Annotated in this window: 23 protein-coding genes; 18 read left to right on the top strand and 5 right to left on the bottom strand. The window is 71.8% G+C overall.

Going from position 1 to position 24,588, the window contains the following annotated elements:
- The first annotated feature begins 24 nt into the window (after positions 1–24).
- From JYK18_RS30370 to JYK18_RS30350, 5 genes are all read left to right on the top strand, one after another.
- The gene (locus JYK18_RS30370; protein WP_242582234.1) at positions 25–717 is read left to right on the top strand and encodes a choice-of-anchor P family protein; all 693 of its coding nucleotides are present in this window, start codon (positions 25–27) and stop codon (positions 715–717) included.
- A 77-nt stretch (positions 718–794) separates the two neighbouring features.
- Positions 795–2,237, top strand: coding sequence for an alkaline phosphatase family protein (locus tag JYK18_RS30365; RefSeq protein ID WP_206806861.1), 1,443 nt, complete (start codon positions 795–797; stop codon positions 2,235–2,237).
- Between the two features lie 173 nt (positions 2,238–2,410).
- The gene (locus JYK18_RS30360) at positions 2,411–5,611 is read left to right on the top strand and encodes a tetratricopeptide repeat protein (protein ID WP_206806860.1); all 3,201 of its coding nucleotides are present in this window, start codon (positions 2,411–2,413) and stop codon (positions 5,609–5,611) included.
- Positions 5,612–5,624: 13 nt separating this feature from the next.
- Positions 5,625–5,774 carry a hypothetical protein gene (locus JYK18_RS30355; protein WP_206806859.1) on the top strand — a complete coding sequence of 50 codons (150 nt, stop codon included), beginning with the start codon at positions 5,625–5,627 and terminating at the stop codon, positions 5,772–5,774.
- Positions 5,775–5,833: 59 nt separating this feature from the next.
- A complete protein-coding gene (locus tag JYK18_RS30350) occupies positions 5,834–8,026 on the top strand; it encodes a helix-turn-helix domain-containing protein (protein ID WP_206806858.1) in 2,193 nt (730 codons plus the stop codon).
- Between the two features lie 11 nt (positions 8,027–8,037).
- Here the strand turns inward: JYK18_RS30350 and JYK18_RS30345 are convergent, their stop codons facing one another.
- Complete coding sequence (locus JYK18_RS30345) at positions 8,038–8,601, bottom strand: TetR/AcrR family transcriptional regulator (protein ID WP_206806857.1); 564 nt, start codon at positions 8,599–8,601, stop codon at positions 8,038–8,040.
- 125 nt (positions 8,602–8,726) lie between these two features.
- Here JYK18_RS30345 and JYK18_RS30340 point away from each other — a divergent pair, with 125 nt between their 5' ends.
- The 8 genes from JYK18_RS30340 (at position 8,727) to JYK18_RS30305 (ending at position 15,722) form a co-directional block, all read left to right on the top strand.
- Positions 8,727–9,911, top strand: a complete 1,185-nt coding sequence (locus tag JYK18_RS30340; RefSeq protein ID WP_206806856.1) for a cytochrome P450 — start codon at positions 8,727–8,729, stop codon at positions 9,909–9,911.
- Position 9,912: 1 nt separating this feature from the next.
- On the top strand, positions 9,913–10,128 hold the full coding sequence (locus JYK18_RS30335; RefSeq protein ID WP_206806855.1) for a ferredoxin: 216 nt from the start codon (positions 9,913–9,915) through the stop codon (positions 10,126–10,128).
- Positions 10,129–10,304: 176 nt separating this feature from the next.
- A complete protein-coding gene (locus tag JYK18_RS30330) occupies positions 10,305–11,099 on the top strand; it encodes an ABC transporter ATP-binding protein (protein WP_206806854.1) in 795 nt (264 codons plus the stop codon).
- Positions 11,092–11,799: an ABC transporter ATP-binding protein gene (locus tag JYK18_RS30325; RefSeq protein WP_206806853.1), complete on the top strand. Its 708-nt coding sequence runs from the start codon at positions 11,092–11,094 to the stop codon at positions 11,797–11,799. Before JYK18_RS30330 ends, JYK18_RS30325 begins: the two co-directional genes overlap by 8 nt.
- Positions 11,800–11,825: 26 nt before the next feature.
- Positions 11,826–12,677, top strand: a complete 852-nt coding sequence (locus tag JYK18_RS30320) for a branched-chain amino acid ABC transporter permease (protein ID WP_206806852.1) — start codon at positions 11,826–11,828, stop codon at positions 12,675–12,677.
- Positions 12,678–12,680: 3 nt separating this feature from the next.
- On the top strand, positions 12,681–13,757 hold the full coding sequence (locus JYK18_RS30315; protein WP_206806851.1) for a branched-chain amino acid ABC transporter permease: 1,077 nt from the start codon (positions 12,681–12,683) through the stop codon (positions 13,755–13,757).
- Complete coding sequence (locus JYK18_RS30310) at positions 13,754–15,073, top strand: ABC transporter substrate-binding protein (RefSeq protein ID WP_206806850.1); 1,320 nt, start codon at positions 13,754–13,756, stop codon at positions 15,071–15,073. Before JYK18_RS30315 ends, JYK18_RS30310 begins: the two co-directional genes overlap by 4 nt.
- Positions 15,074–15,110: 37 nt before the next feature.
- Positions 15,111–15,722, top strand: a complete 612-nt coding sequence (locus JYK18_RS30305) for a TetR/AcrR family transcriptional regulator (RefSeq protein ID WP_206806849.1) — start codon at positions 15,111–15,113, stop codon at positions 15,720–15,722.
- Here JYK18_RS30305 and JYK18_RS30300 read toward each other — a convergent pair.
- Positions 15,719–16,201, bottom strand: coding sequence for a hypothetical protein (locus JYK18_RS30300; protein WP_206806848.1), 483 nt, complete (start codon positions 16,199–16,201; stop codon positions 15,719–15,721). The two genes, JYK18_RS30305 and JYK18_RS30300, sit on opposite strands and share 4 nt — an antisense overlap.
- A gap of 139 nt (positions 16,202–16,340) precedes the next feature.
- On the opposite strand from JYK18_RS30300, the gene JYK18_RS30295 reads away from it, so the two are divergent.
- Positions 16,341–19,007: a BTAD domain-containing putative transcriptional regulator gene (locus tag JYK18_RS30295; RefSeq protein WP_307796228.1), complete on the top strand. Its 2,667-nt coding sequence runs from the start codon at positions 16,341–16,343 to the stop codon at positions 19,005–19,007.
- Here JYK18_RS30295 and JYK18_RS30290 read toward each other — a convergent pair.
- A complete protein-coding gene (locus JYK18_RS30290; RefSeq protein WP_206806847.1) occupies positions 18,997–19,392 on the bottom strand; it encodes an NUDIX domain-containing protein in 396 nt (131 codons plus the stop codon). The two genes, JYK18_RS30295 and JYK18_RS30290, sit on opposite strands and share 11 nt — an antisense overlap.
- Positions 19,393–19,483: 91 nt before the next feature.
- On the opposite strand from JYK18_RS30290, the gene JYK18_RS30285 reads away from it, so the two are divergent.
- The 3 genes from JYK18_RS30285 (at position 19,484) to JYK18_RS30275 (ending at position 22,302) form a co-directional block, all read left to right on the top strand.
- Positions 19,484–20,089, top strand: a complete 606-nt coding sequence (locus JYK18_RS30285) for a hypothetical protein (RefSeq protein WP_206806846.1) — start codon at positions 19,484–19,486, stop codon at positions 20,087–20,089.
- Positions 20,090–20,161: 72 nt separating this feature from the next.
- Positions 20,162–21,439, top strand: a complete 1,278-nt coding sequence (locus tag JYK18_RS30280; RefSeq protein ID WP_206806845.1) for a sigma-70 family RNA polymerase sigma factor — start codon at positions 20,162–20,164, stop codon at positions 21,437–21,439.
- A gap of 80 nt (positions 21,440–21,519) precedes the next feature.
- Positions 21,520–22,302 carry an SDR family NAD(P)-dependent oxidoreductase gene (locus tag JYK18_RS30275; protein ID WP_206806844.1) on the top strand — a complete coding sequence of 261 codons (783 nt, stop codon included), beginning with the start codon at positions 21,520–21,522 and terminating at the stop codon, positions 22,300–22,302.
- 5 nt (positions 22,303–22,307) lie between these two features.
- Here JYK18_RS30275 and JYK18_RS30270 read toward each other — a convergent pair whose 3' ends face one another.
- Positions 22,308–23,153: a hypothetical protein gene (locus tag JYK18_RS30270; RefSeq protein ID WP_206806843.1), complete on the bottom strand. Its 846-nt coding sequence runs from the start codon at positions 23,151–23,153 to the stop codon at positions 22,308–22,310.
- A gap of 112 nt (positions 23,154–23,265) precedes the next feature.
- On the opposite strand from JYK18_RS30270, the gene JYK18_RS30265 reads away from it, so the two are divergent.
- The gene (locus JYK18_RS30265) at positions 23,266–24,252 is read left to right on the top strand and encodes a linear amide C-N hydrolase (RefSeq protein ID WP_206806842.1); all 987 of its coding nucleotides are present in this window, start codon (positions 23,266–23,268) and stop codon (positions 24,250–24,252) included.
- Here JYK18_RS30265 and JYK18_RS30260 read toward each other — a convergent pair.
- Positions 24,249–24,587 (bottom strand): DUF1801 domain-containing protein, encoded by a 339-nt coding sequence (locus JYK18_RS30260; protein WP_206806841.1) that lies wholly within the window; start codon positions 24,585–24,587, stop codon positions 24,249–24,251. The genes JYK18_RS30265 and JYK18_RS30260 overlap by 4 nt on opposite strands.
- Between the last annotated feature and the right edge of the window lies 1 nt (position 24,588).

Raw genomic sequence — 24,588 nt, 5'->3', positions numbered from 1 at the left:
CCCCGATAACGGAGGTAGTTTCCTTTGTCCCCACGCACAACCGGTGTGCTCGCCTGCTCGGTGGCCGCCTGCCTGGCCGTCGCCGTCTCCCCCGCCGCGGCCGCCCCCGCCGAATCCGCGTACGCCATCGCCGCCGCCGGGCTGGTCAAGATCCCGCGCACGCCCTCGGTTTCCGGGTCCGGACAGGAATCGCTCGCCTCGGTGGCGCTGCCGGCCTCCGGGCCGTCGCTGGTCAGCGCGAAGGCGCTGAACGCCGAGGTTAAGCCCGGCCACGCCAAGTCCAGCGTCGCCGGCCTCTCGCTGGACCTCGGCGTGCTGCCCGCCGCGGCCACCCTGCCCGGGCTCAGCGCCGAGGTGATCAAGGCCGAATGCCGCGACGGCAAGGGTTCGGTGTCGATCGCGAACCTGAAGGTCGGCGGCAAGGCGGTCAAGCTCGACCAGGTGCCGCCGAACACCACCGTGCCGCTGGCCCCGCTGCTGGAGCTGGTGGTGAACAAGCAGGCCAAGAACGACGACGGCACGCTCACCGTGACCGCGGTGTCGGCGAAGCTGCTCGGCCAGACGCAGACCCTGGACATCGCCTCGGCCACCTGCGCCAAGGCTCCCGGCGAGAACACCCCGGAACCGCCCACCAAGCCGGGCGGTGACAAGCCCCAGCCGGGCGGCAAGGCACCCAAGCCCACCCCGGTGCCCGCCCACCTGGACGTCACCGGCTGACCCGGCCGGGGGTGGTCTTCCGGCCGGAAGACCACCCCCGGCGTCACAAGTGCGGTGCCGCGGGCGACTCAGCGGGTGTGAACGCCCAAGTCGACCACGTCATCGTGCTGATGCTGGAGAACCGGTCCTTCGACCACCTGCTGGGGTTCCTCGACCACCCCGATCCCGGGTACGAGGGTGCCGCCGGGTCGCTGTGCCCGGTGGACCCCGCCGCGCGCCGGAGCGAACTGGTGCCCGCCACCCCGGACGCGACCGCCGCGCTCGGGGTGGATCCCGGGCACTCCCACGAGGCCGTGCTCCGGCAGATCTACGCCAACACCCCCGGCCTGCCGAGGATGCGCGGGTTCATCCAGTCCTATGCGGACACCCTCGGCCGCCCCGGCGGGGACGGCCCGCTCGCCCGGTTCTGGCGCTGGCTCACCGGCCGTCCCGCGCCGATCCCCGCGCGGGCCACCGACATCATGCGCTGCCTGCCCGCCGCCGAGGCGCCGGTGCTGTCCGCGCTGGCCACCGAGTTCGCGGTGCTGACCAGGTGGTTCGCCTCCGTCCCCGGCGAGACCTGGCCGAACCGCAACTTCGCGCACGCGGCCACCTCCGGGGGCACGGTCGACATCGAACCCCGCTTCTACGGCGATCGCACGATTTTCGAGCAGTTGTCCGAGGCCGGGCGCCGGTGGTCGGTCTACCACGACGGAATCGCCCAGGTGTGGGCGTTCTGGCGGCTCTGGGCCGGCACGCGGGACAACTTCCACGGCATGCGCGACCTCCTCGACGACATCGAGAACGACGCGCTGCCCGAATATTCGTTCGTCGAACCCGATCACGGGTACGGCGCGGGCCCCGGCAACAGCCAGCACCCGGCGAACAACACCACCGGCGACGCCAGTTTCACCGGTGGGGAGGCCCTGATCGCGCGCATCTACAACGCGCTCGCCACCAATCCGGCGGTTTTCGCGAAGACCCTGTTCCTGGTCACCTACGACGAGCACGGCGGTTTCTTCGACCACGTACCGGCCCGGCAGGGCCTGAGCCCGCTGCCCCCGGCGGACAACGGATTCGATTTCCGGTTGAGCGGGGTGCGCGTACCGGCGGTGGCGATCTCCCCGCTCATTCCGCGGGGTACGATCGACAGCACTTTCTACGAACACGCGTCGATCCCGAAAATGCTGCGGAACCGGTTCGCGCCCGGCCTGGCCCCGCTCACCGCCCGTGACCGCGACGCCAACGACCCGCTGGCCGCGCTGCCCCTGCTTTCCCGCCCCCGCTCGGATTACCGGCGCGTACCGGTCCCGCCGAGCGCCGCCACCACCGAAACCCCGGACACCCTCAACGACTTCGAAGCCAGCCTCCTGCGCCTCGGCGGCGCGGTGAAGAACCGGCTGGAACGGCCGCTCAGCACCGAAACCGGCGGGCCACCGGAATTCCACCCCGATCCGGCACTGGCACAGGCCGCCCGCGAAGGCAGGCTCACCCCGGCCGCGGGTGAAGCGGTGAAAACCGTGCTCAGCCACTTCGACTGACCGGAATGGCAGGCGGCCTCGGCCACCCGTGACCCGGTGCAGAAAGCACTACGACATTCGGATGAGCTTCGGCACCCGTGGGTGTTATTCGGTGAAGAATTGGCCCCGCCGCCGCTGCCTTGCTAAGTTCCCCCTCGCTGCGTCGGCACCGAGGGGAAAAACGAGGGGGCGCCGTGGACGCCACGAACGCGGACACCGGCCCGGAACCGGAAACACCGAGGGTATTCGTTTCCTATGCGCACGATTCCACCGCGCACCAGGAACACGTGCTCGAGTTCTGCGAACTGCTCAGCCGATTCGGCGTCGAAGTGCACGTCGACGCCTGGTACAGCGGGCAGCGGCGGGATTGGTTCGCGTGGATGCACGAACAGATCGACCTGGCCGACTTCGTGGTGGTGATCGCGTCACCGGGTTATCGGTCCGCCGGGGACGGAATCGGCGCATGCCACCGCAATCCCGGCGTCCGCAGCGAAGCCGCCGAACTGCGCGACCGGCTGCACTCCGATCGCGAGACCTGGGTCCGCAAACTGTTCCCGGTGGTCCTGCCCGGCCGCTCGATCGCCGAAATACCGCACTTTCTCCAGCCCCGCTGCGCCGACCATTTCCCGGTCACCGAACTCACCGGCGCCGGGATCGAGGAACTGCTGCGCCTGTTCCACGGCCTGCCCACGCACCCGCGCCCCGAACTGGGCCCGAAACCGGTACTGCTGCCGGTGCCGGGCACCGCGCCGCAGCCGCTGCTCGCCACCACGGTGACCCTGCCCAGGGACGTGCCCGCGTTCACCGGCCGTGACGACGAACTCGAGGAACTGCTCACGACCGTGGCCGAACCGGCCAGCCGGGCCACCGAGTCGGTGACCATCTTCGCCGTCGACGGCATGCCGGGCGTCGGGAAGACCGCCTTCGCCATCCACCTCGCGCACCGGCTCGCCGGGCGCTACCCGGACGGCCTCTACTTCCTCGACCTGCACGGGCACTGCGCCGCCCAGCGCCCGGTGGACCCCACCGACGCGCTGCAGGCGCTGCTGCTGGCCTGCGGGGTGGCCGCCCAGCAGATCCCGGCCGGGCTGGACGCCCGCGCCGGCATGTGGCGCGACCGGATGGCCGGCAAGAAGGTGCTGCTCCTGCTGGACAACGCGGCCGGCCACGACCAGGTCCGGCCGCTGCTGCCGGGCGCGCCGGGCGTGCTGGTGGTGCTCACCAGCCGTCAGCGCCTCGCCGGGCTCGACGACCTGCACCCGCTCACCCTCGGCCTGCTCAGCGTCGACGAGGCGCGCGAGATGTTCTTCCGGCTGACCAGGACCCCGCCCGAGCGGTACGACCACGCGGCGGTGGCCGAGCTGATGCAGTTGTGCGGCCGCCTGCCGCTGGCCATCGCCCTGACCGCCGGGCGCTTGCGCAGCCATCCCAGCTGGACCGTGGACTACCTGGCCGAGCAACTGACCGGCTCCCGCGACCGGCTCGGCGAGCTGTCCGCGGGCAGCCGGTCGGTCCGCGCCGCCTTCGAGCTGTCGTACCGGGACCTGACCGCCGGCCAGCAGCGGCTCTTCCGCAGGCTCGGGCTGCACCCCGGCACCGAGTTCGACGTCTACGCCGCCGCCGCGCTCGACGACGCCGATCCGTACGAGACCCGGTTCCGCCTCGACACGCTGTACCTGAACCACCTGATCGACGAGCCGAGCCCCGGCCGCTACCGGCTGCACGACCTGATCCGGCAGTACGCGGAGTCGCTGGTCGGCACGGACACCGCGGATTCGGCGGCGGTCGGCCGCCTGCTCGGGTACTACGCCCACACCGCGGCCGAGGCGGGCGCGGCGATGGCCCCGCACCGCAAACCGCCCTACGCCGTCGCCTTCGACCGGCCAGCGAGCAAGCCCGACCTGCGCTCGGACCGGCGGGCCGCGGAGTGGCTGGCCGCCGAGCTGACGAACTTCGCGGTCTGCGTGGAGGACGCCACCACGCACGGGTGCGCCGAGTACGCGATCTGCCTGTCGCACGCGCTGCACCCGTTCCTGCGCCGTTACGGGCACTGGGACCGCGCGCTGGCGATCCACCGGACGGCCGTGCGCGTGGCCCGCCGCAACGGCTGCCCCGCCGGCGAGGCGTGGGCACTGACCGATCTCGGCGCGATGCAGGTGCTCACCGGTGACTACGAAGCGGCCACCACGGGCCTGCTCCGCGCCTGCGAGCTGTTCGCCGAGCTGAACGATCCGCTCGGGCACGCGCAGGCGCTGACCGAACTCGGCCGGGCCCACTACCGGCGCGGCGACTACCCGGACGCCATCACCACCTTCACCCACGCGCTCAAGCTGTGCGACGAGCACCACGAGCGGCCGGGCACCGGGCACGTGCTGATCGAGCTCGGGCACGTGTACTACCGGGTGGAGAACTTCGAGGCGGCGACCACCTGCCTGACCGAGGCCTACCGCCTGTTCGGCAAGCTCGGGCACCGGCTCGGGCAGGCGCATTCGCTCGACCGCCTGGCCAACGTGCAGGGCCGCAGCGGCAGCTACGCCAAGGCGGGCGCCGGGGTCACCCTGGCCTACCACCTCTACGTCGAGCTGGGCGATCGCCAGGGCCAGGCGCACACGCTGACCACGATGGGGCGGCTGCAGCACCGCACCGGCAACTTCGACACCGCGCTGGAGCACCACCGCCGCGCCTACACCGGTTACCGCAAGCTCGGTGACCGGCTGGGGCAGGCGCAGTCGCTGAACAACCTCGGCCGCGTCCAGCACAGCCTCGGCCAGTACGCGGCCGCCGCGGCCAAGCACATCCGGGCGCTGGTGCTGCACACCGAGCTCGGTGACCGCATCGGGCGCGCGCATTCGCTGTGCAACCTCGGGCGGACCGCGGTGGCGCTCGGCGACTACGAGAACTCGATCAGCTGCCTGACCGAGGCGCTGGAGATCTACCAGGAGGTCGGCTCGCTCAACGGCCAGGCCAACGCGCTGACCTACCTCGGCGGGGTACGGCACGCGACCGCGGACTTCGACGCCGCGCTCACCGCGCTCGCCCGGGCGCGGCAGCTGTTCGGCGGGGACCGGGCCGGGCACGCCGAGGTGCTGTGCCGCCTCGGCAGCATCCGCCTGGACCTGGGTGAACTCGCCGCCGCCGAACGGGATTTCACCGACGCGCTCGCACTCTCCCGCCAGATCGGCGCGGCGATGTCCATCGCGGACGCGCAGTCCGGGCTCGGGCGGTGCCTGACCATGGCGGGCCGCGGTGGTGACGGCAAGCGGCTGCTGCACGACGCGGTGGTCACCTACCACCGGCTCGGCCTCGGCGACCGGGCCCGTTTCCTGTCCAGCTGGAAACACGAAACCCCTTCTGCGCCAAGCACTCCGGACGGGACGCTGGGATCTTCCCACTAGTCTGGAGTGAGCGATGAAAATCCTCTGCCCGTTGTCCACGCTGGTCCGGATCGCGGTCTGGCTGACCGCGCTCGGCATGGTGGCCGGGGTCGCGCTGAGCGGGGAACCCGCCGCCTCCGCGCCCGCGGAAACCACCCGGGTTTCGGTGCGCGGTGCGGAATGAACGCTGTCGTCCCCCTGGCCCACCGGCCATAATGGGCCAGGGGCGAGGGCGGGAGTGGTATGGCTGGCGATCCGGCGTTCGGTGCGGAACTGCGCCGCCTCCGCCTCGATGCGGGACTGTCGCTGACCGAACTCGCCGGCCGGGTGCACTACAGCAAGGGTTATCTGAGCAAGGTCGAAACCGGCCTGGCGAACCCGAACCGCACGCTGGCGGGCCTGTGCGACACCGAACTCGGCTCGGGCAGCACGCTGGCCGAGCTGGTACCGCTCCCGGTCGCGCCCGGGGCCGCGCTGTCCACCCTGCCACCCGCGACCGCGCAGTTCGTCGGGCGGGCGGCCGAACTCGCCGAAATCGAGACCGCGCTGGAGAAGCCGGTTTTCGGCGGGCCGCCGGTGTGCGTGGTGCACGGGATGGCGGGTGTGGGGAAGACCGCGCTCGCCATCCGGGCGGCACACCGGATCCAGGGCGGTTTCGCCGACGGCACGCTGTTCCTCGATCTGCGGGGGCACACGCCGGGGGCAACGCCGGTCGGGGCCGGGGCCGCGCTCGACCGGTTCCTCCGGTTGCTCGGCGTGCGCGGCGAGCAGATCCCCGCCGACACCGACGACCGCGCCGCGCTCTTCCGCGACCGCACCCGCGGCCGGGAACTGCTGCTGGTGCTGGACAACGCCCGCAGCGCCGAACAGGTCCGGCTGCTGGTGCCCGCCGAACCCGCCTGCCGGGTGCTGGTCACCAGCCGCCACCAGCTCGCGGCGCTGGACGAGGCGCACCACGTCGCGCTCGACCTGCCCTCTCCGGCTGAAGCGGCCGCACTGTTCCGCGCGGTCTGCCCGCGCGACGGGGCGAGCCCCGAGATCGGTTCGGTGGTCGAACGCTGCGGCAGGCTGCCGCTGGCCATCCGGATCGCCGCGGCGAAGCTGCGCACGCGGCCGTCGTGGCGGGTGGCCGAGCTGAACCGGCGCCTGGCCGACGAACCCGCCCGCCTGGCCGTGCTCGACGACGGTGAACGGGACGTCGCCGCGGCGTTCCGGCTCTCCTGCGAAGACCTCCCGGCGCCCCGGCGGCGCCTGCTCGAGCTGCTCACCCTGTTCCCCGGTACCGAAATCGGTCACTGGGCCGCCGCCGCGCTCGCCGGGGGTGAGGTGGAGGGCGCGCTCGAGCACCTGCTCGCCTCCCACCTGCTCAGCGAACTCGATGGACGGTACCGAATGCACGACCTCCTCCGCACCTTCGTCCGCGCCCAAACCGAAATCCCCGCCGCCGAAAGCGATGCCGCGCTGAGCAGGTTGCTCGACGCCGGCCTCTTCGCCGCCATGCGCGCCGACCGTTTCGTCGCGCCCCAGCGGTTCCGGCCGGAGTGCACCTTCGATCCGGAACCACCCGCGCCGGAAATCCACGACGAGGCGGCGGCCGTTGCATGGCTGCGCGAGGAATGGCCGAACCTGGTGGCGTTGTGCCTGCTGGCCGGCGAACGCGGCTTCCATTCGCATTGCTGGCGGCTCGCGTTCGCCCTGCGCGGGTACTTCTTCCTCGCCAAGCTCTGGGATCCGTGGATCGAAACCTGCCTGCGTGCGGTGGATTCCGCGCGCGCCGACGGCGACGGCTGGGCGGAAGCGGTCACGCTGAACAACCTCGGCACGGCGTTCAGCGATCGCGGTGAGCTCGACGAGGCCGCGGAGAGCTATCGTCGTGCTTTGGCTCTGCACCAACGGATCGACGATCAGCACGGTGTCCACACCGGACTGAGCAACCTCGCCTGGGTCGAGCACTACCGGGGTGACCACGACGCGGCGTTGCGCGGACTGCTCGCGGCGCGCGAGTACTACGAGCGGATCGGCAACCAGCGCAACGCCGCCATCACCACACGCGGCATCGCGATCGTCGAGACCGCGCTGGCCGACTACGCGAGCGCGCTGCAGAACACCGGCGACGCGCTGGCCGCCTTCGAGCGGCTCGGCCTCGACATGGACGCCGCGATGACGTTGAACGCGCGGGCGCACATCCACCACCTGGCGGGCCGCCTCCCCGAAGCGACAGCAGCGTACTCGGCGGCGCGCGACCGGAGCCTCGAATGCGGGAGCACCTACGAGGCCGCCCGCGCCGAAACGGGCCTCGGGAACGTGGCCGCCTCGGACGCCAGGGAGGCGGACGCCGCGGAACACTGGCGCCGCGCGGCCGACCTGCACCCGGCGTTGGACCCGCTCATGGTGCCGGAAGCCGAAACCCGCAGGCGCGCCCTGGAATCCCGCTAGGCGCCGGGCGGTCAGCCGGAGCGTTCCAGGAGGGTGCGCACCGGGGCCAGGACGAGGTCGACCACCCGGTCCGGGTCGGCGTCGGCCAGGGGGTCCTTCTGGGCGACGTGCCGCAGCAGGCCGATGCCCAGGATCCACGCGAGCACCAGGTCCGCCCGCAGGTCGGCGTCGTCCGCTTCGGTGAGGGCGGCCAGCGCGTGGCTGTACTCCTCCCCCACCTCGCGCCGGATGGCGGCGGCGGCGTTGTCGTTGCCGGTGGAGCGGAGCAGCGTCTCGAGCGAGTGGTGCGCGGTCGACTCCCGCGACAGGATGCCGCGCAGCGTGTCCTCGACCAGGGTCTCCGGCGCGCCCTTCGCCAGCCGCTGCCTGCCCCGGCGGGCGACCACGGCCTCGAACAGGGCTTCCTTGGAACCGAAGTAGCGGAAGAGCAGCGCCTGGTTCGCGTCGGCCTGCCGCGCGATCTCGCGCACCGTGGTGCGGTCGAAACCGCGCTCGGCGAAGAGCTGCTCGGCTGCGTCGAGCAGGGCCCGCCGGGTCGCCGTCGCGTCGCGGCGACGTCGTTGCCGTCCGGTCACCGAACCCCCTCCACCTCAGGCGCACACGGTAACGCGTCTGCTTTCGGTGATCACGTTGACGCGATCCGTGACCGGTCGTACGTTGTAAGCAGGTGCTTACAACAACGATCAACGGGGGTCCACCGATGACCAGCCTCGAACCCGTCGCCTACCCCTTCAACCAGTCCGAAGGCCTCGACCTCGACCGCGCCTACGCCGCGGCCCGCGAGAGCGAGGGCCTGCTGCGGGTGAAACTGCCCTACGGCGAGCCCGCCTGGCTGGCCACGCGGTACGCCGACGCGCGCCTGGTGCTCGGCGACCGCCGGTTCAGCCGGGCCGCGGCCGAGTTCCACGACGCGCCGCGCAGCGCCCCCGCCCAGCGCACCAACGGGATCCTCGCGATGGACCCGCCGGACCACACGCGGCTGCGCACGCTGGTGGCGAAGGCGTTCACCAAGCACCGGGTCGAGTCGCTGCGGCCCCGGGTCCGGGAGCTCGCCCATTCCCTGCTGGACGAGATGGAGGCCGCGGGCCCGCCGGTGGACCTGGTGGAGAACTACGCGCTGCCGATCCCGGTCGCGGTGATCTGCGAACTGCTCGGCGTGCCTGCCGAGGACCGGCCGCGCTTCCGGGTGTGGAGCGACCGGCTGCTGTCCACCGCCGGGCTCACCCTGGAGCAGTTCGACCGGAATCAGGAAGAGATCCGCGAGTACATGGCCGGACTGATCGAGCTGCACCGCGCCGAGCCGGCCGACGACCTGATGACCGCGTTGATCGAGGCGCGCGACGTCCGCGATCGGTTGTCGGAGCTGGAACTTGTCGACCTGTGCGTCGGGATTCTGGTGGCGGGGCACGAAACCACCGCCTCGCAGATCCCGAACTTCGTCTACGTGCTGTGTGAGAACCCCGGCGAGCTGGCCAAACTGCGCGCGAATCCGGAGTTGCTGGACAACGCCGTCGAGGAACTGCTGCGCTACGTGCCGCTCGGCGCCGGGGCGGCGTTCCCGCGTTATGCGACGGAGGACGTGGAAGTCGGCGGGGTGGTGGTCCGGGCGGGCGAGCCGGTGCTGGTCGCGGTCGGCGCGGCCAACCGGGACGCGCTCCGCTTCGGCACGCCGGACGAGGTGCGGATCGACCGGGAAGTGGGGCAGCACCTCGGTTTCGGGCACGGGGTGCACCACTGCCTCGGCGCCCAGCTCGCGCGGCTGGAGTTGCAGGAGGCGCTGGGCGCGCTGGTGCACCGGTTCCCCGGCCTGCGCCTCGCCGGGGACATCGTGTGGAAGAGCCAGATGATCGTGCGGGGTCCGCGCACCATGCCGGTGGGGTGGTGAAATGACCTGGCACGTGGAGGTTTCGGGCGCGGACTGCATCGCTTCGGGCATGTGCGCGGCGCTGGCGCCGGAATATTTCGAACTGGAAACCGAGCACGCGGAACCGATCACCAGCGAGGTGGACCCCGACGAGGTCCTGCTCGACGCCGCCGATTCCTGCCCGGTCCAAGCAATCCTCATCCGCGACGGCGACCGCGAGGTGGGCCCGCGCCCCTGACTCCGTCTCCTCCCGAAGCGACCACGGAACCGCGGTAGCGCCACGGCACGCTCCGGTCACGACCGCGGGCCGAGGGGTTGACATGCCGATGCCCGGTTCCGCATAGTTTCGCGTCATACCGACCGCGCGGTATCGGGTGTTCCACATGTTGGGAACCCGCTTCGTGGAGGAGACCAATGACGATCGCTTCCCCCTCACCGCTGCTGGAGCTCGACCGGATCACCGTGCGGTTCGGCGGCCTGGTGGCGCTCCACGAAGTCACCATGGCGGTGCCGCCGGCCACGGTGGTCGGCGTGATCGGGCCCAACGGCGCCGGGAAAACCACGCTGTTCAACGTGATCTGCGGCTTCGTCCGGCCGCAGCAGGGCGAACTGCACTGGCGCGGCGAGCGCCTGCGCAGCCACAGCCCCCGCGAACTCGCGGGCCTCGGCATCGCGCGCACCCTGCAGGGGCTCGGCCTGTTCGCCGGGCTCACCGTGCTCGAGAACGTCATGGCCGGCGCGCAGAAACACGCCAAGGCACAGGGTTTCGCCAACATCTTCGGCACGCGCAAGGCCGCCCGCGACGAGGCCGCGCTCACCGACAGGGCGATGCACGTGCTGCGCGAACTCGGCGTCGACCAGTACCGCAGGGCGATCCCGCGCATGCTCCCCTACGGCGTGCAGAAACGCGTCGCGCTGGCGCGGGCGCTCGTCGCCGAACCGGCGATGCTGCTGCTCGACGAACCGGCGAGCGGCCTGTCCTCCGGCGAGATCGACGAGCTGGCCGGCCGCATCCGCCGGTTCACCGACACCACCTCGGTGGTGGTCGTCGAGCACCACATGGACCTGGTCATGCAGGTGTGCGACCACATCGTGGTACTCAACTTCGGCGAGGTGATCGCCGCGGGCACCCCCGCCGAGGTCCGCGCGGACCCGTTGGTCACCGAGGCCTACCTCGGCGCGGACACCGAGGAGGCCCGCCGTGCTTGAGGTCGACGAGCTGGTCACCAGCTACGGCGCCGTCCGCGCGCTCGACGCGGTCAGCCTGTCCACAAAGGACGGCGCGATCACCGCGGTGCTCGGCGCGAACGGCGCGGGCAAGACCACCCTGCTGCGCACCATCGGCGGCCTGGTCACCCCGGACAGCGGGCGCGTGCGCTTCGACGGCAACGACGTCACCGGCTGGCCCGCCGACCGCCTCACCCGCAGCGGACTGGTCCACGTCCCGGAAAGCGGCGGCGTGATCACCGAACTCACCGTCGAGGAGAACCTGCGCCTCGGCGCGCTCTGGCGCCGTGACCGCGCCGACCGCGCGGCGGCCCTGCGCGAGGTGCTCGACCTGTTCCCGCCGCTGGCCGAACGCCGCGGCAAGCTCGCGGCCACGCTCTCCGGCGGCGAACGCCAGATGCTGGCGATCGGCCGCGCGCTGATGGGCAGGCCGCGCCTGCTGCTGCTGGACGAGCCGTCGCTCGGCCTGGCCCCGCTGGTCACCCTGCGGATCCTGCAGGTGATCGAGGACCTCCGCGCGGCCACCGGGCTGACCGTGCTGCTGGTCGAGCAGAACGCCCGCAGCGCGCTTTCCGTGGCGGACCACGGGTTCGTGCTCTCCCTCGGCCGGGTGGTCGCCACCGATCGCGCCGAGGACCTGCTGGCCGACGACCAGCTCCGCCACGCCTATCTCGGCTTCTGACCCCCGACCGAACGGAACCGCAGTCGATGAACGGTTTCCTGGCCCTGACCGTGAACGGTGTCGCCACCGGCGCCGTCTACGCCGCGCTGGGGCTGTCGCTGGTGATCATCTACCGGGCCACCCGGGTGATCAACTTCGCGCAGCCCGCGCTCGCGCTGATCTCCACCTACCTCGCCTACTCGGTGAACAAGGCGACCGGCAGCTACTGGCTGGCCTTCGCCGTCGCGCTGGTCGCCGGCGCGATACTGGGCGCGCTCACCGAGCGGCTGCTGATCCGGCCGCTGCGCGACCGCACCGAGCTCAGCCCGGTGATCGTCACCCTCGGCCTGCTCATGGTGCTGCAGGCGGTGTCCGGGATGATCTGGACCAACGAACCGCAGTCCTTCCCCTACGCCTTCGACTTCCGCGGCCTGTTCTCCAGTTCGAACCTGTTCACCGTGCTGGTGGTGCTGGGCACCGCGGCGGGCATCCTGGTGCTGTTCCGGTTCACCGCGCTCGGCCTGCGGCTGCGGGCGGCGGCGTTCAAACCGGAGGTCGCCCGCATGCTCGGCGTCCGGGTCGGGCTGATGCTCACCGTCGGCTGGGCGCTGGCGGCCACCGTCGGCGCGCTGGCCGGGCTGCTGGCCACCCCGCCGTTCCTGTTCCCCACCGTGCTGGACGGGGTTTTTGTCTACGCGCTGACCGCCGCGGTGATCGGCGGGCTGGACAATCCGGCGGGCACCGTGCTCGGCGGCTTCGCCGTCGGCATCGGACTGTCCTATGTGTCCGGTTACCTCGGGCCGGAACTGGTCACCATCGCCGCGCTGGCGATCCTGGTGCTGGTACTGGCACTCCGCCCGAACGGCCTGTTCGGCCGCGCCGTCGCCAGGAGGGTCTGACCCATGCCCGCGAAGTCCACCGCGCCGCCCGCCCGGCTCACCCCCGGCACACGGGCCCCCGCCCGAACCCCGTCCGGGCTGCCGCCGCTGGTCCGGCACCTGCTGCTGGCGCTGGCCGCGCTCGCCGTGATCGTCGCGTTGACCTTCGTGGTCGACCCGTTCACCAACGTCCGGCTGGCCACCGTCGGTTACTACCTGATCGCGGTGGCCGGGCTGACCCTGCTCACCGGGTTCAACGGGCAGGTCTCGCTCGGGCACGGCGCGTTCATGTTCATCGGCGCCTACACCGTGGCCCTGCTGGTGCTGCACGTGCCGAGCCTGCCGTTCTGGGCCGACCTCCTGCTGGCCGCGGCCGCGAGCGGGGTGGCGGGCACGCTCGCCGGGGCCGCCGCCGCCCGGTTGCACGGGCCGTACCTGGCCGGGGCCACGCTCGCGCTCGCGGTCGGCCTGCCCGCGGTGACCCAGCGCTTCCCCGACCTGCTCGGTGGCAGCAACGGGCTGGCGTTCACGGCGAACAGCCGCCCGGCCGCGCTGGCGGGCACCATCCCCACCCCGCAGTGGCAGGCCTGGGTGGTCTGGACCACCGTGCTGCTGGCGCTGGTGGTGCTGGCGAACCTGACCCGCTCGCGGTTCGGCCGGACGCTGCGCGCGGTGCGCGACGACGAGGTCTCCGCCGAACTCGCCGGGATCCACATCGGCCGGACGAAGATCCTGGCCTTCGTGCTCAGCGCGATCTGCGGCGGGCTGGCCGGCGGGCTGCAGGCCTTCCTGCTCGGCACCGCCGCGCCGGGCTCGTTCACCCCGGTGCTCTCGCTGAGCCTGCTCGCGGCGATGGTGCTCGGCGGCATCGGCAGCATGTGGGGCGCGCTGTGGGGCGCGCTCGCGCTGGTCTACTTCCAGGCGTGGTCGGAGGACCTGACGCACGCGCTGGACCTCGGCACCGACATCGCGAACAACCTGCCGCTCGCGGTGTACGGCGTGGTGCTCATCGTGGTTGTTCTCGCTTTCCCCCAAGGGATCCAGGGCGGGGTCCGGGCTTTGTGGACGCGCCTCCGACGCACGGAAGAAGGTCATCGATGAACAGAACGACGGCGGTCGCGGCGGCGCTGGTCGCGGCACTGACCCTGGCCTCCTGCAGCGGGGCGGGTGAGCAGCAGACCGGCGACACCGCCGACGCCACCGCGGCGCCGGGCGTCACCGACACCAGCGTGCTGATCGGCACGCACCAGCCGCTGACCGGGCCCGCGGCACCGGGCTACAGCCGGATCTCGGTCGGCGCGCGGGCGATGTTCGACTACATCAACGAGAACGGCGGGGTGAACGGCCGCAAGATCGAGTACCGGGTCGAGGACGACGGCTACAACCCGACGCGCACGGTCGAGGTGGTCAAGAAGCTCGTCCTGCAGGACCAGGTGTTCGCGCTGCTCGGCGGGCTCGGCACGCCGACGCACTCGAAGGTGATCGAGTTCCTCAACACCGAGAAGGTGCCCGACCTGCTGGTCTCCTCCGGTGCGCTGATGTGGGACGACCCGGCCAAGAGCCCGATGACCTTCGGCTACCAGGTGGACTACACCCGCGAGGGCAAGATCCAGGGCGACTGGATCAAGAAGAACCTGGCCGGCAAGAAGGTCGGCCTGATGTACCAGAACGACGACGTCGGCCGCGACTCGCAGAAGGGCCTCGACCAGTTCATCGCCGACCAGGTGGTGGCGCGGCAGGGCTACGACCCGGCCAACACCGACGTGGTGCCGCAGATCTCCGCGCTGCGGGACGCCGGTGCCGAGGTCATCGTCTGCTCGTGCGTGCCCGCGTTCACCGCGCTGTCCATCCTGAACTCGGCGAAGCTCGGCTACCGCGCCCAGTTCGTGGTGAGCAGCATCGGCGCGGACCCGGCCACGCTGACCGGGCTGCTCCAGGAGTTCGGCAAGCGGGGTGGCACCGAGGTCTCCGCGCCGCAGCTGCTCAACGGCCTGGTCGGCACCGGCTACCTGCCCGACGTCAGCCGCGCCGACGACCCGTGGATCAAGCTGCTGCGCGAGGTGCACCAGAAGTACATCCCGAACGAGCAGCTGACCAACACGGTGATCTTCGGCATGGTCCAGGCGTTCACCTTCGCCCAGGCGCTCAAGGCGGCGGGCCGGGACCTCACCAGGCAGAAACTCGTGGACGCGATGAGCTCCGGTGCGCTGGAAGGCCCCGGCCTGACCCCCTTCGGATACACGCAGCAGTCGCACTCCGGCTACACCGGCGCGTTCGTGTTCAAGATCAACCCGGACACCACCACCACGGAGATCCAGCCGCCGATGGTGACCGACCGGGAGAGCGGGCCGATCACCCCGGCGAACCTGCAGCGCAAAACCCCGCAGGAAATCAACCTGTTCGGTGGTACCAGCTAACATGTGATCATCTACAACCGTGGAAAGGAGCCCCGGCATGACCGGCACCACCGCCGAATCGGGCACCGGTTCCACGGTGCGCGACCGGGTGCTCCGCGCCGCGACCACGCTGTTCGCGCAGAAGGGCTTCGAGGGCACCTCGGTCCGCGAGATCGTGCTCGCGGCCGGGGTGACCAAGGGCGGGCTGTACCACTACTTCGACTCGAAGGACGACCTGCTCAACGAGATCTACTCGCGGATGCTGCGGGTGCAGACGCAGCGGATGGAGACCATCGCCGCGTCCGACCTCCCCCTCCCGCAGCGCATCCACGCGATCGTGGTGGACGTGGTCGCCACCAGCATCGCCCACCTGGACGAGGCGGTGGTCTTCTTCCAGTCGATGCACCTGCTGCCCGAGCAGAAGGTGGCCCAGGTCCGCGCGGAGCGCCGCCGGTACCACGAACGGGTCCGCGAGCTGGTCGCCGAGGGCCAGCGCGCGGGCCTGTTCCGCACCGACGTGCCCGCCGACGTCGTGGTGCAGTACCACTTCGGCGCCATCCACCGGCTGGGCCAGTGGTACCACCACGACGGGCCGCTGTCCGGCGAGCAGGTCGGCCACCACTTCGCCAACCTGATGCTGGCCAGCCTGCTCGGCGACTTCAGCCTCTAGGGCAGCACGTCGGTCACGGTGTCCTTGATGACCTGCCACTTCCCCCGTTCCTTCACCAGGGTCAGGCTGATCGTGTAGTGCCGGTTGACGTTCTGCGACGGCACCTGGTAGTAGGCGTCGAGCAGCGCGAATCCGGACTTGCAGCCGTTGACCACGGTGTGCGTGACCGTCCACGGCATGGACCACTCGTAGGGCAGCTTGAACGACTCCAGCACCGGGTTGATGTTGGCCTCGTAGCCGATGAACAGCTGGCCCTTGCGGCCGACGGTGACCATGTCCTGGTGGATGATCGCCCGGTAGCGGGCCTCGTCCCGCTTGTTGAAGCTGTCCATGTCCTCCCACACGGCGCGGTCGAACTCCCGCTGGCAGGCCTGGTTCGCCGCCTGCTCGTCGCCCGCCGACGCGGTCGCCGTCGAGGCGACTCCCGCCACCGCCCCCACGGCCGCGGTCGCCAGCACCGCGGACACCCATTTGCGCATTTTGTCCTCCGTCTTCCGGCTTCGGTGCGCTGAGCCTGCCGGGGCCGTGCATCACCTCCGCATCACGCGTGCATCGCCCCAGCCGAGCTGGTTAGCTGGCGAGACGATGGAATCGCTGGGGTTTCGGGTCTTGGGGCCGGTGCGCGTGTGCACCGGGGGCCGGTCCACGCCGCCCGCCGGGCCGCGCCAGGAACGGATCCTCGCCGCGCTGCTGCTCGACGCCGGCCGGGTGGTGCCGGTCGAGCGGCTGGTCGACGTGGTGTGGGACGGCGAGCCGCCGGCCACCGCGACCAGGCAGGTCCGCAACGTGACCACCGCGCTGCGCCGCGCCCTGCTCGACGCGGGGTTCGCCGAGGACGTGCTCACCGCCGAGGGGCCGGGGTTCGTGCTGCGCCCGCCCTGGCTCGACCTCCGCGAATTCGAGGCGCACGCCGAGCGCGGTGAGTACCGTGAGGCGCTGGCGTGCTGGCACGGCCCGGCACTGGCCGGGGTCGGCAGCGCCGCGCTCGACGGCGCGGTGGCCAGGCTGACCGAGCGCCGTTTGTCCACTGTGGAGCTCTGTCTGGCCGCCGAACTGGACGAGGGCGCCGATGTGGTGGCGGAACTGACCGCGCTCGTTGCCGAACACCCGTTGCGCGAGGGTTTCGCCGGACTGCTGATGCGTGCGCTGACGCAGGGCGGGCGGCAGGCCGACGCGCTGCGCGTGTACTCCTCGACCCGGCGGCGGCTGGTCGAGGAGCTGGGCGTCGAACCCGGCCCGAAGCTGCGGGCCCGGCACGAGGAGGCGTTGCGCGATCCGCCGGAGGATCGCGCCGGGCCGTGCTACCTGCCCTTCGACCTGCCGGACTTCACCGGTCGGGAGGACGAGGTCGAGCAGGTGGTGACGCTGCTGCCGGAAGGCGCGCCGGTGGTGGTCGACGGCATGGCGGGCATCGGCAAGACCGCGCTCGCCGTGCGCGCGGCCCATCTGGCCGCGCCCGCCTTCGGTGACGGGCAGCTGTTCGTCGACCTGCACGGCTACACCCCCGGCCGCTCGCCGCTGAGCCCGGAAGCCGCGCTGGAGGCGCTGCTGGTCCAGCTGGGCGTGCCCGCGAACCGCCACCCCGACGGGCTCGAAGGCCGCGCGGCGCTGTGGCGGGCACGCACGGCGGGCCGGAAGTTGCTGGTACTGCTGGACAACGCGGCGAGCGAGGAGCAACTGCGGCCGCTGCTGCCCGGCACCGGCACGGTGGCGGTACTGGCCACCAGCCGCCGCCACCTCACCGCGCTCGACGCCGCGGTGCCCGTCTCACTGGACCTCCTGCCGCCCGGCACCGCGTCGGAGCTGTTCACCACGGTGTCCGGACGCGAGGACGCCGGAGTGGCGCAGCGGTGCGGATTCCTGCCGCTGGCCATCCGGATCGCCGCGGCCCGCCTGCGTCACCGTCCGCAGTGGACCGCCGGGGAACTGGCCGAGCGACTGGGTTCCGCGCACGACCGGCTGCCCGAACTGCGGGCGGGCAGCCGGGACGTGGCCGCCGCGTTCTCTCTGTCCTATCAGGACCTCACCGAGGCGCAGCGCCGGATGTTCCGGCTGCTGGGCGGACATCCGGGCACCCTGCTCACCGCCGGCGCCGCGGCGGCGCTAGCCGGACTGTCCACTAAGGATGCGGAACGCCTGCTGGAGGACCTGCTCGACGCGCACCTGCTCGCCCACGACCGCGGTGGCTACCGGTTCCACGACCTGCTCGCCGAGCACGCACGCGGGCTCGCGGATCCCGGAGAAGCCGCTCTGGCGCGCGACGGGCTGCTCGGCTACTACCGCGAAGGCGGCGACGAACACTGGTACGCCGCGGAAGGCGGCAACCTGGCCGCCGTCACCGAGCACGCGCTGGCTCGAGCCCGTTACGACCACGCGTGGCGGATCGCCGAGCACGCCACCGGGCACCTGCAACAACGCGGCCGTCGCGAGGAGTTCCTGGCCGTGGCGCTCGCGGGCCACACCGCGGCCCGCCGGCTCGACGACCCGGACGCGATCCAGCACAGCCTCGGCTTTCTCGCCGACGCCCACTGGGAATCCGGTGATCTGGGCGCGGCCATGGCGTGCGCCGAAGAACGGCTGCGCGTGGCACGGTCGGACCTCGATCGCGCGAGCGCGCTGAGCCGGTTGGGTGCGCTGCACGGCATGTTCAGCCGTTACGACCAAGCCGGTGACTGCTACCGGGAAGCGCTGGCGCTCGCCGTCGAGGACGACGCGCTGACCAGCCTGATCCTCGCGAATGCCAGCCACAACGAGGAAATGCTCGGCAAGCTCGACCAAGCGCTCGCCTGCGCCCGCCGTGCCACCGAGCTCCGGCGGCGCATCGGTGACGACCGGGGTGCCGTGCTGAGCACCGCCCAGGAGGCCGTGGTGCTCGCGCGATTGGGACGGTCCGGCGAGGCGCTGTCGCTGGCCGAACGGTCGGTGCGGGAGGCGGTCGATCTCGATTACGCGTTCGGCGAGGCGTGGAGCCGAATCGACCACGCCGAAGTCCTGCTCGCCGCGGGTTTTCCCGCGCGGGCGAGGGAAGAAGCCGAGCGGGCGAGCGAGATCCTGACCTGGCTGAACCACCCGCTGATGCTCACCATGGCGGCGAACAGCCTCGGCGCCGCCTGCCGCGCCACCGGTGATCCCGAGGCGGCGCGGCGGCACCACCGGCTCGCTCGCGACACCGCGCGCCGGATCGGTTACCTGGCCCAGGAAACGCGCGCGGACCAGGGCATCGCAGCACTCAGCGCCGTCCGCTCGGGGGACGACCCCCGGACCCCCGAAAAGCTCAGCGGGTGAGCGTCTCCCGCACGTGCGGCAACAGGTCCAGGTCGGCGGCACGCGCGGGCGCCAGCCAGGCGTGGTCCTGGTGTTCGGCGGGGTTGAGCACCACATCACCGGCGCTGTCGGCGGCGGTGTAGATCCGGGCGTGCACCCGCAGGTCGCGGCCGGTGACGTCCATCCAGCTGTGGTGGCTGCGCTCGCCGGTGATGCGGACGGTCAGCCCGGTCTCCTCGGCGGCCTCGCGCACGGCGGCCTGTTCCATCGGCTCGCCCGGTTCGACCGTGCCGCCGGGCAACTCCCAGCGGCCGCCGTGGAAGGTGCCTTCGGTGCGGCGGAGGAACAGCACCTCGCCGTCGCGTTCGATCCAGCAGTACACCAGGTGCTTCTCCGCGGTCCCCATCACCGCATTCTGGCGCACGGCGAGGATTCGGTTTCCGGCGGCGGGGGTAACTCCCCATCCCCTGCCGTCCCCCGCTGCGAGGTGTCCCCGCATGAAGCTCTACGCCGATCGGCCGTTCCGCTGGGTCCTGCAGGTGCTCAGCGATCTGTTCGCGGTGTTGCTGACCGGATTCGCGATCTGGCTGGCGATGGAGGTGCACGAGCAGGTCATGCGCCTGCGCGCACCCGGTGACGGGCTGATCAACGCCGGTGGCGGCCTGCGCGGCACCTTCGATTCGGCCGCCGACAACGCCGACGACATCCCGCTGGTCGGCGAGGCGCTGGCGGGCGCGCTGCACACCGGTTCGGACGCGGGCACCCGGCTGGCCGAGGCCGGGCAGTGGCAGGTGGAGGCGGTGACGGACCTGGCGTGGTGGCTGGCCGCGGTGCTGATCGCCCTGCCGGTGCTGTTCCTGCTGGTGACCTGGCTGCCGCTGCGGGTGCGGTACGTCCGGAAGGCCACCGCGGGCGCGCGCCTGCGCCGCCTCGGTGCGGGTGGCCGGGACCTGCTGGCCCTGCGCGCGCTGGTGACCCAGCCCCTGCCGCGCCTGGCCGCCGCGGGCGAGGTGACCGAGGGCTGGCGGGAACGGGACCCCGACGTCCTCGCCGAACTGGCCCGGTGGGAACTGCACCGGCTGGGCCTGAGCGCCCGCGTATAGGTCGTTATACAAGAGGGTCGTGGAGAAGAATGCGTAACGCGATCGAGCGTGACGTTTTCTGGGGGAGCTGCCATGACCGGACCGGCCTGCGCGAACTGCGGCCGCCCGCTGCCACCGAAGCCGGGGGCGCGCGGGCGCACGGCGCTCTACTGCTCGGCTGCCTGCCGCCAGCAGGCCTACCGGTCGCGGCGCGCGCCCGCGCCCGACGTGACGGCCCTGATCACCGAGGTCGGGCAGGTGGCGAACCGGCTGGCACCCCAGCCTCCGGACACCTTCGCCGCCGATCTCAGCGAGCTGACCTCGGCCGTCGCCCGGTTGCGGCGCATCGCCCAGCTCACGCTGCGGGCGAAGGAAGAGGAGCAAATCGTCACCGAGGAGCCGGTGACGGAAATCGTGGACGAGGTCGCCTTCGCCGGCCGGATCGAGGAGCACCAGCGGGAACTGCGGGTGCACTGCTACCGCATGGTCGGCTCCTACGACGACGCGGAGGACCTGGTCCAGGAGACCTTCCTGCGGGCGTGGCGCGGCCGTGACGGCTTCGAAGGCCGGTCCAGCTTCCGCGCGTGGCTCTACCGCATCGCCACCAACACCTGCCTGGACTTCCTGCGCCGCAACAAACGGGCCCCGCTCCCCTACGACGAGCTGCCGGGCGTCGAGCAACTGGGCGGGCCACCCCAGTTCCTGCCCTGGTTGCAGCCCTATCCCGACGCCCAGCTCGACGAGCTCGCGGAGACCAGGGAGACGATGGAACTGGTCTTCCTCGCCGCCATCCAGCACCTGCCGCCGAAGCAGCGGGCGGTGGTGATCCTCAACGACGTGCTCGGGTGGAAGGCCGCGGAAACCGCCGAGCTGCTGGAAACCAGCGTCGCTTCGGTCACCAGCGCCCTCCAGCGCGCCCGGCCCACCCTGCGCGAGCGGCTGCCGGAACGCCGTGCCGACTGGACGCGAGCGACCGCGCCGACCGAAGAGGAGCAGGCGGTCCTGCGGCGCTACATGGCCGCCGCCACCGGCGATGGTGACGTCCGCGCCATGGCCGAACTCCTCCGCGAGGACGTGCTGCTCACGATGCCGCCGAACCCGCTGTGGTTCTCCGGCCGGGACACCCTGCTCGAGTTCGTCAGCCAGTCCCTCGATCCCGCCTCCCCCACCTACTTCGGTTCCTGGAAACACCTTCCGGCCACGGCGAACCGGCTGCCCGCGGCGGCCGGGTACGTCCGGCGGCCCGGCACCCGGATCTACCGGGCGCAGGTGCTCGACGTGCTCCGGATCGAGGACGGGAAGGTCGCCGAGATCACCGCGTTCGAACCGCACCTGTTCCCCGCGTTCGGATTGCCGCTGACGCTCACCTGAGGGCACCGATAGGTTTCGCGCGCCTTCCGCGTCTCAATGGTCGACCAGCACGAACCGACCCACGTGGAAGGAACACCCCCATGAACCTGCGGAACAAGAACGCGGTCATCTACGGCGCCGGCGGCTCGATCGGCGGTGGCGTCGCCAGGGAGTTCGCCGGGCGCGGCGCCCGTGTCTTCCTGACCGGGCGCCACGAACCCGCGCTGACCAAGCTCGCCGACGAGGTCAGGGAGGCCGGCGGACAGGCCGACGTCGCCGTCGTCGACGCCCTCGACGAAACCGCGGTCGACGACCACGCGGCGGCCGTCGTGCGCGAAGCGGGCAGCCTCGACATCTCGCTCAACCTCGTCACCCGGGGCGACATCCAGGGCATCCCGCTCGTGGAGATGTCGGTCGAGGACTACGTCGGCCCGATCACCACCGGCATCACCACCAACTTCATCACCGCCCGCGCGGCCGCCCGGCACATGATCAAGCAGGGCTCCGGCGCCATCCTCGCCCTCGACAGCGGGTCCGCCCAGGGCAGCCCGATGATGGGCGCGACCGGCTCGATCGACGCCGCGCTGGACACCTTCATCCGCAACCTGGCGGTGGAGATCGGCCCGCACGGCGTCCGCGCGCTCGGCATCTGGGTGGCGGGCGTCCCGGAGACCTTCACCCCCGAGAAGCTCGCCGCGGTCAACGAGCAGCTGGCCGGGCCGGAACAGCTGGAGAACGTGCTCAACGCCCTCACCGAGGCCCGGATGACCAAACGCTCCCCCCGGCTGGCGGAGGTCGCCGCCACCCTGGCGTTCCTCGCCTCGGACGACGCCATGGGCATCACCGGCACGTTCGTCAACGCCACCAGCATGTTCCCCAGCTGAGGCCGTCAGCTCTGGGGTGTGCGCGCGGGCTGCCGGGCGATCGCGGCGTAGTGGGCGGCGCCGATCGCGCCCGCGATGGCGAAGACGAAGCCCGCCACGGCGGCGCCTTCGAAGCCCGCGCGCACCCCGTCCTCCAGGTAGACCAGGCCGATCAGGGAGGACAGCGCCGAGTTCGTGGTGAACATGATCGCGGTGACCGCGGTGGCGCCGCTCTTCTGCAGCGCCATCGCGAACAGCACCGCGGCGGCGATGCCGTTCAGCGGGATGGCCCAGGCGGTGGGCTCGAAGATGATCGGCCAGATCGAGTCCGGGATGTGCAGGGTCCGCGCGGCGATGCCGACGAAGCTGTAGCCCAGCCCGGCGCCGAAGGCCAGCATGGGCGCCGCCCAGAAGCCGGTGCGGCGGCGCGCGTAGACGGCGATGGCCAGCACCGGGACCACCATCGCGGCCAGCGCCCACCGCCAGCCGGTGTCGAGCACCTTGCCCGGTCCGGGGTCGGCCGAGATGCCGAGCAGGACCAGGCCGAGCGCGCCGAGCCCGAGCGAGCCCCAGCCCGCGGCCGCGAGGCGGGTGCCGAGCAGGGCCGAGATGATGGCGGTGACCCCGACGCTGAACGCGAGCACCGACTGCACCAGGAAGAGCGGCAACCGGTGCAGGGCGGCCGCGGCGAAGAGGAAGCCGAGCACGTCGACGCCGAGGCCGAGCCAGTAGAACGGCTGCCTGCCGACGCCGATCAGGTCCCGTGACCGGCCGGCGTACGCACCCGCGCGCCGGATGCCGATCGACGCCAGGATCGATCCGCTACCCGACGCCACCGCCGCCAGCACGGCGAACACGTATCCGAGGATCACCCCGGAAGTGTTTCATCCGTCCTGTTCACCACCCGGATAGGGCCTTGACCACGCGAGCCGGGCCGCCGATCGGCGGTATCCCGGCGGCCACCGCCCCGGCGACGATGAACGGGTGTTCCGGACCGCGTTCGCCCTGGTAGTGGCCCTGGTGCTGGCCCTGCCGCTGAGCGCGTGCCAGCCCGCGCCCGCCGTCCCCGCGCCACCGCCGGGACCGTCCGACGCGGCCGTGACGCTGGCCAGCCTGCGCCGGCTCGACGACCACCCGCTCTGGACGATGACCTTCCGCGGCGGCTACGACCGCTACACCGGCATGACGGCAACGCAGCCGGAGTTCGGCTGCTCGCTGTTCACCGCCCACGGCGACCCGGCGAACCCGCTGTTCGCCCGCAACTTCGACTACCCGCACCAGCCCGCGTTGCTGTTGTTCACCGCTCCCCCGGACGGCTACGCGTCGGTCTCGCTGGTCGACACGTCCAATCTCGGGCTGACCAGCGAGGTCGACTTCGCCACCGAGGCGGGCAGGCAGGCCCTGCTCAACGCGCCGCTGCTGCCCTACGACGGGATGAACGCGAAGGGCCTGGCCATCGGCATGGCCACCACGCCCACCGCCGAGCCGACGCGGCACCCCGGCCGGACCTCGGCGGGCGGCATCCGCATCATGCGCCTGGCCCTGGACGAGGCGGCCACGGTCGACGAGGCGCTCGCCGTGTTCGAGCGGCACAACCTGGACTTCACCGCCGGGCCGCCCCTGCACTACCTGGTCGCCGACGCGGCCGGGCAGGCCGCGGTGATCGAGTTCGTCGACGGCGCCATGGTGGTGCACCGGCAGGCGGGCCCGTGGCAGGCGCTGGTGAACTTCGAACTGACCGGTACCGACGAACCCACCCGGCAGGCCGACCCGCGCTACGCCACCGCGAGCCGCGCCCTGAGCACGTCCGATGGCCGCCTGGACCAGGCGCAGGCGATGGACCTCCTCTCCCAGGTACGGCAGGGACACACGCAGTGGTCGGTGGTCTACGGGCAGAAGACCGGCGAAATCCGCATCGCCACCGGACGGCGTTACGACACCGTGCACACCTTCCACCTGCCGATGGGCTAGAGGTCGGTCTGGTGGTCGATGGCCGAACGGATCAGGGCACGCACCTCCTCCGGGTGGTCGAGGGCGATCCCGGCCGGGATCTCGCGGACGTACCGGCCCGAGCCGGCGAGGAGGCCCGCCGGGTCGTCGAGCAGGACGCCCTTGTGGAAGACCAGGCGCGTACCGCTCTTCGGCGCGGCGATGGCGCAGAGCCAGTGGTGCCAGTCGCCGCCGAGGGTGAAGGTCAGGCGCCCCCACTTCACCGCGCTCTCCAGCCGCTCGTCCGCCGAGCCGACCAGTGCCGTCAGATCGTCCGAATCCGCCATGCCCGCGATGCTGCCCCGCGGGTACGACATT

It is taken from the genome of Amycolatopsis sp. 195334CR (assembly GCF_017309385.1).
Taxonomy (GTDB): Bacteria; Actinomycetota; Actinomycetes; order Mycobacteriales; family Pseudonocardiaceae; genus Amycolatopsis.
This window is presented reverse-complemented; position numbering and strand designations above follow the sequence as displayed.

Excerpts from the sequence above, each read along its gene's own strand:
- JYK18_RS30355 (WP_206806859.1), top strand. The coding sequence starts at position 5,625 with ATGAAAATCCTCTGCCCGTTGTCCACGCTGGTCCGGATCGCGGTCTGG.
- JYK18_RS30350 (WP_206806858.1), top strand. The coding sequence starts at position 5,834 with ATGGCTGGCGATCCGGCGTTCGGTGCGGAACTGCGCCGCCTCCGCCTC.
- JYK18_RS30340 (WP_206806856.1), top strand. The coding sequence starts at position 8,727 with ATGACCAGCCTCGAACCCGTCGCCTACCCCTTCAACCAGTCCGAAGGC.
- JYK18_RS30335 (WP_206806855.1), top strand. The coding sequence starts at position 9,913 with ATGACCTGGCACGTGGAGGTTTCGGGCGCGGACTGCATCGCTTCGGGC.
- JYK18_RS30330 (WP_206806854.1), top strand. The coding sequence starts at position 10,305 with ATGACGATCGCTTCCCCCTCACCGCTGCTGGAGCTCGACCGGATCACC.
- JYK18_RS30320 (WP_206806852.1), top strand. The coding sequence starts at position 11,826 with ATGAACGGTTTCCTGGCCCTGACCGTGAACGGTGTCGCCACCGGCGCC.
- JYK18_RS30315 (WP_206806851.1), top strand. The coding sequence starts at position 12,681 with ATGCCCGCGAAGTCCACCGCGCCGCCCGCCCGGCTCACCCCCGGCACA.
- JYK18_RS30310 (WP_206806850.1), top strand. The coding sequence starts at position 13,754 with ATGAACAGAACGACGGCGGTCGCGGCGGCGCTGGTCGCGGCACTGACC.
- JYK18_RS30305 (WP_206806849.1), top strand. The coding sequence starts at position 15,111 with ATGACCGGCACCACCGCCGAATCGGGCACCGGTTCCACGGTGCGCGAC.
- JYK18_RS30300 (WP_206806848.1), bottom strand. The coding sequence starts at position 16,201 with ATGCGCAAATGGGTGTCCGCGGTGCTGGCGACCGCGGCCGTGGGGGCG.
- JYK18_RS30290 (WP_206806847.1), bottom strand. The coding sequence starts at position 19,392 with ATGGGGACCGCGGAGAAGCACCTGGTGTACTGCTGGATCGAACGCGAC.
- JYK18_RS30285 (WP_206806846.1), top strand. The coding sequence starts at position 19,484 with ATGAAGCTCTACGCCGATCGGCCGTTCCGCTGGGTCCTGCAGGTGCTC.
- JYK18_RS30280 (WP_206806845.1), top strand. The coding sequence starts at position 20,162 with ATGACCGGACCGGCCTGCGCGAACTGCGGCCGCCCGCTGCCACCGAAG.
- JYK18_RS30275 (WP_206806844.1), top strand. The coding sequence starts at position 21,520 with ATGAACCTGCGGAACAAGAACGCGGTCATCTACGGCGCCGGCGGCTCG.
- JYK18_RS30260 (WP_206806841.1), bottom strand. The coding sequence starts at position 24,587 with ATGTCGTACCCGCGGGGCAGCATCGCGGGCATGGCGGATTCGGACGAT.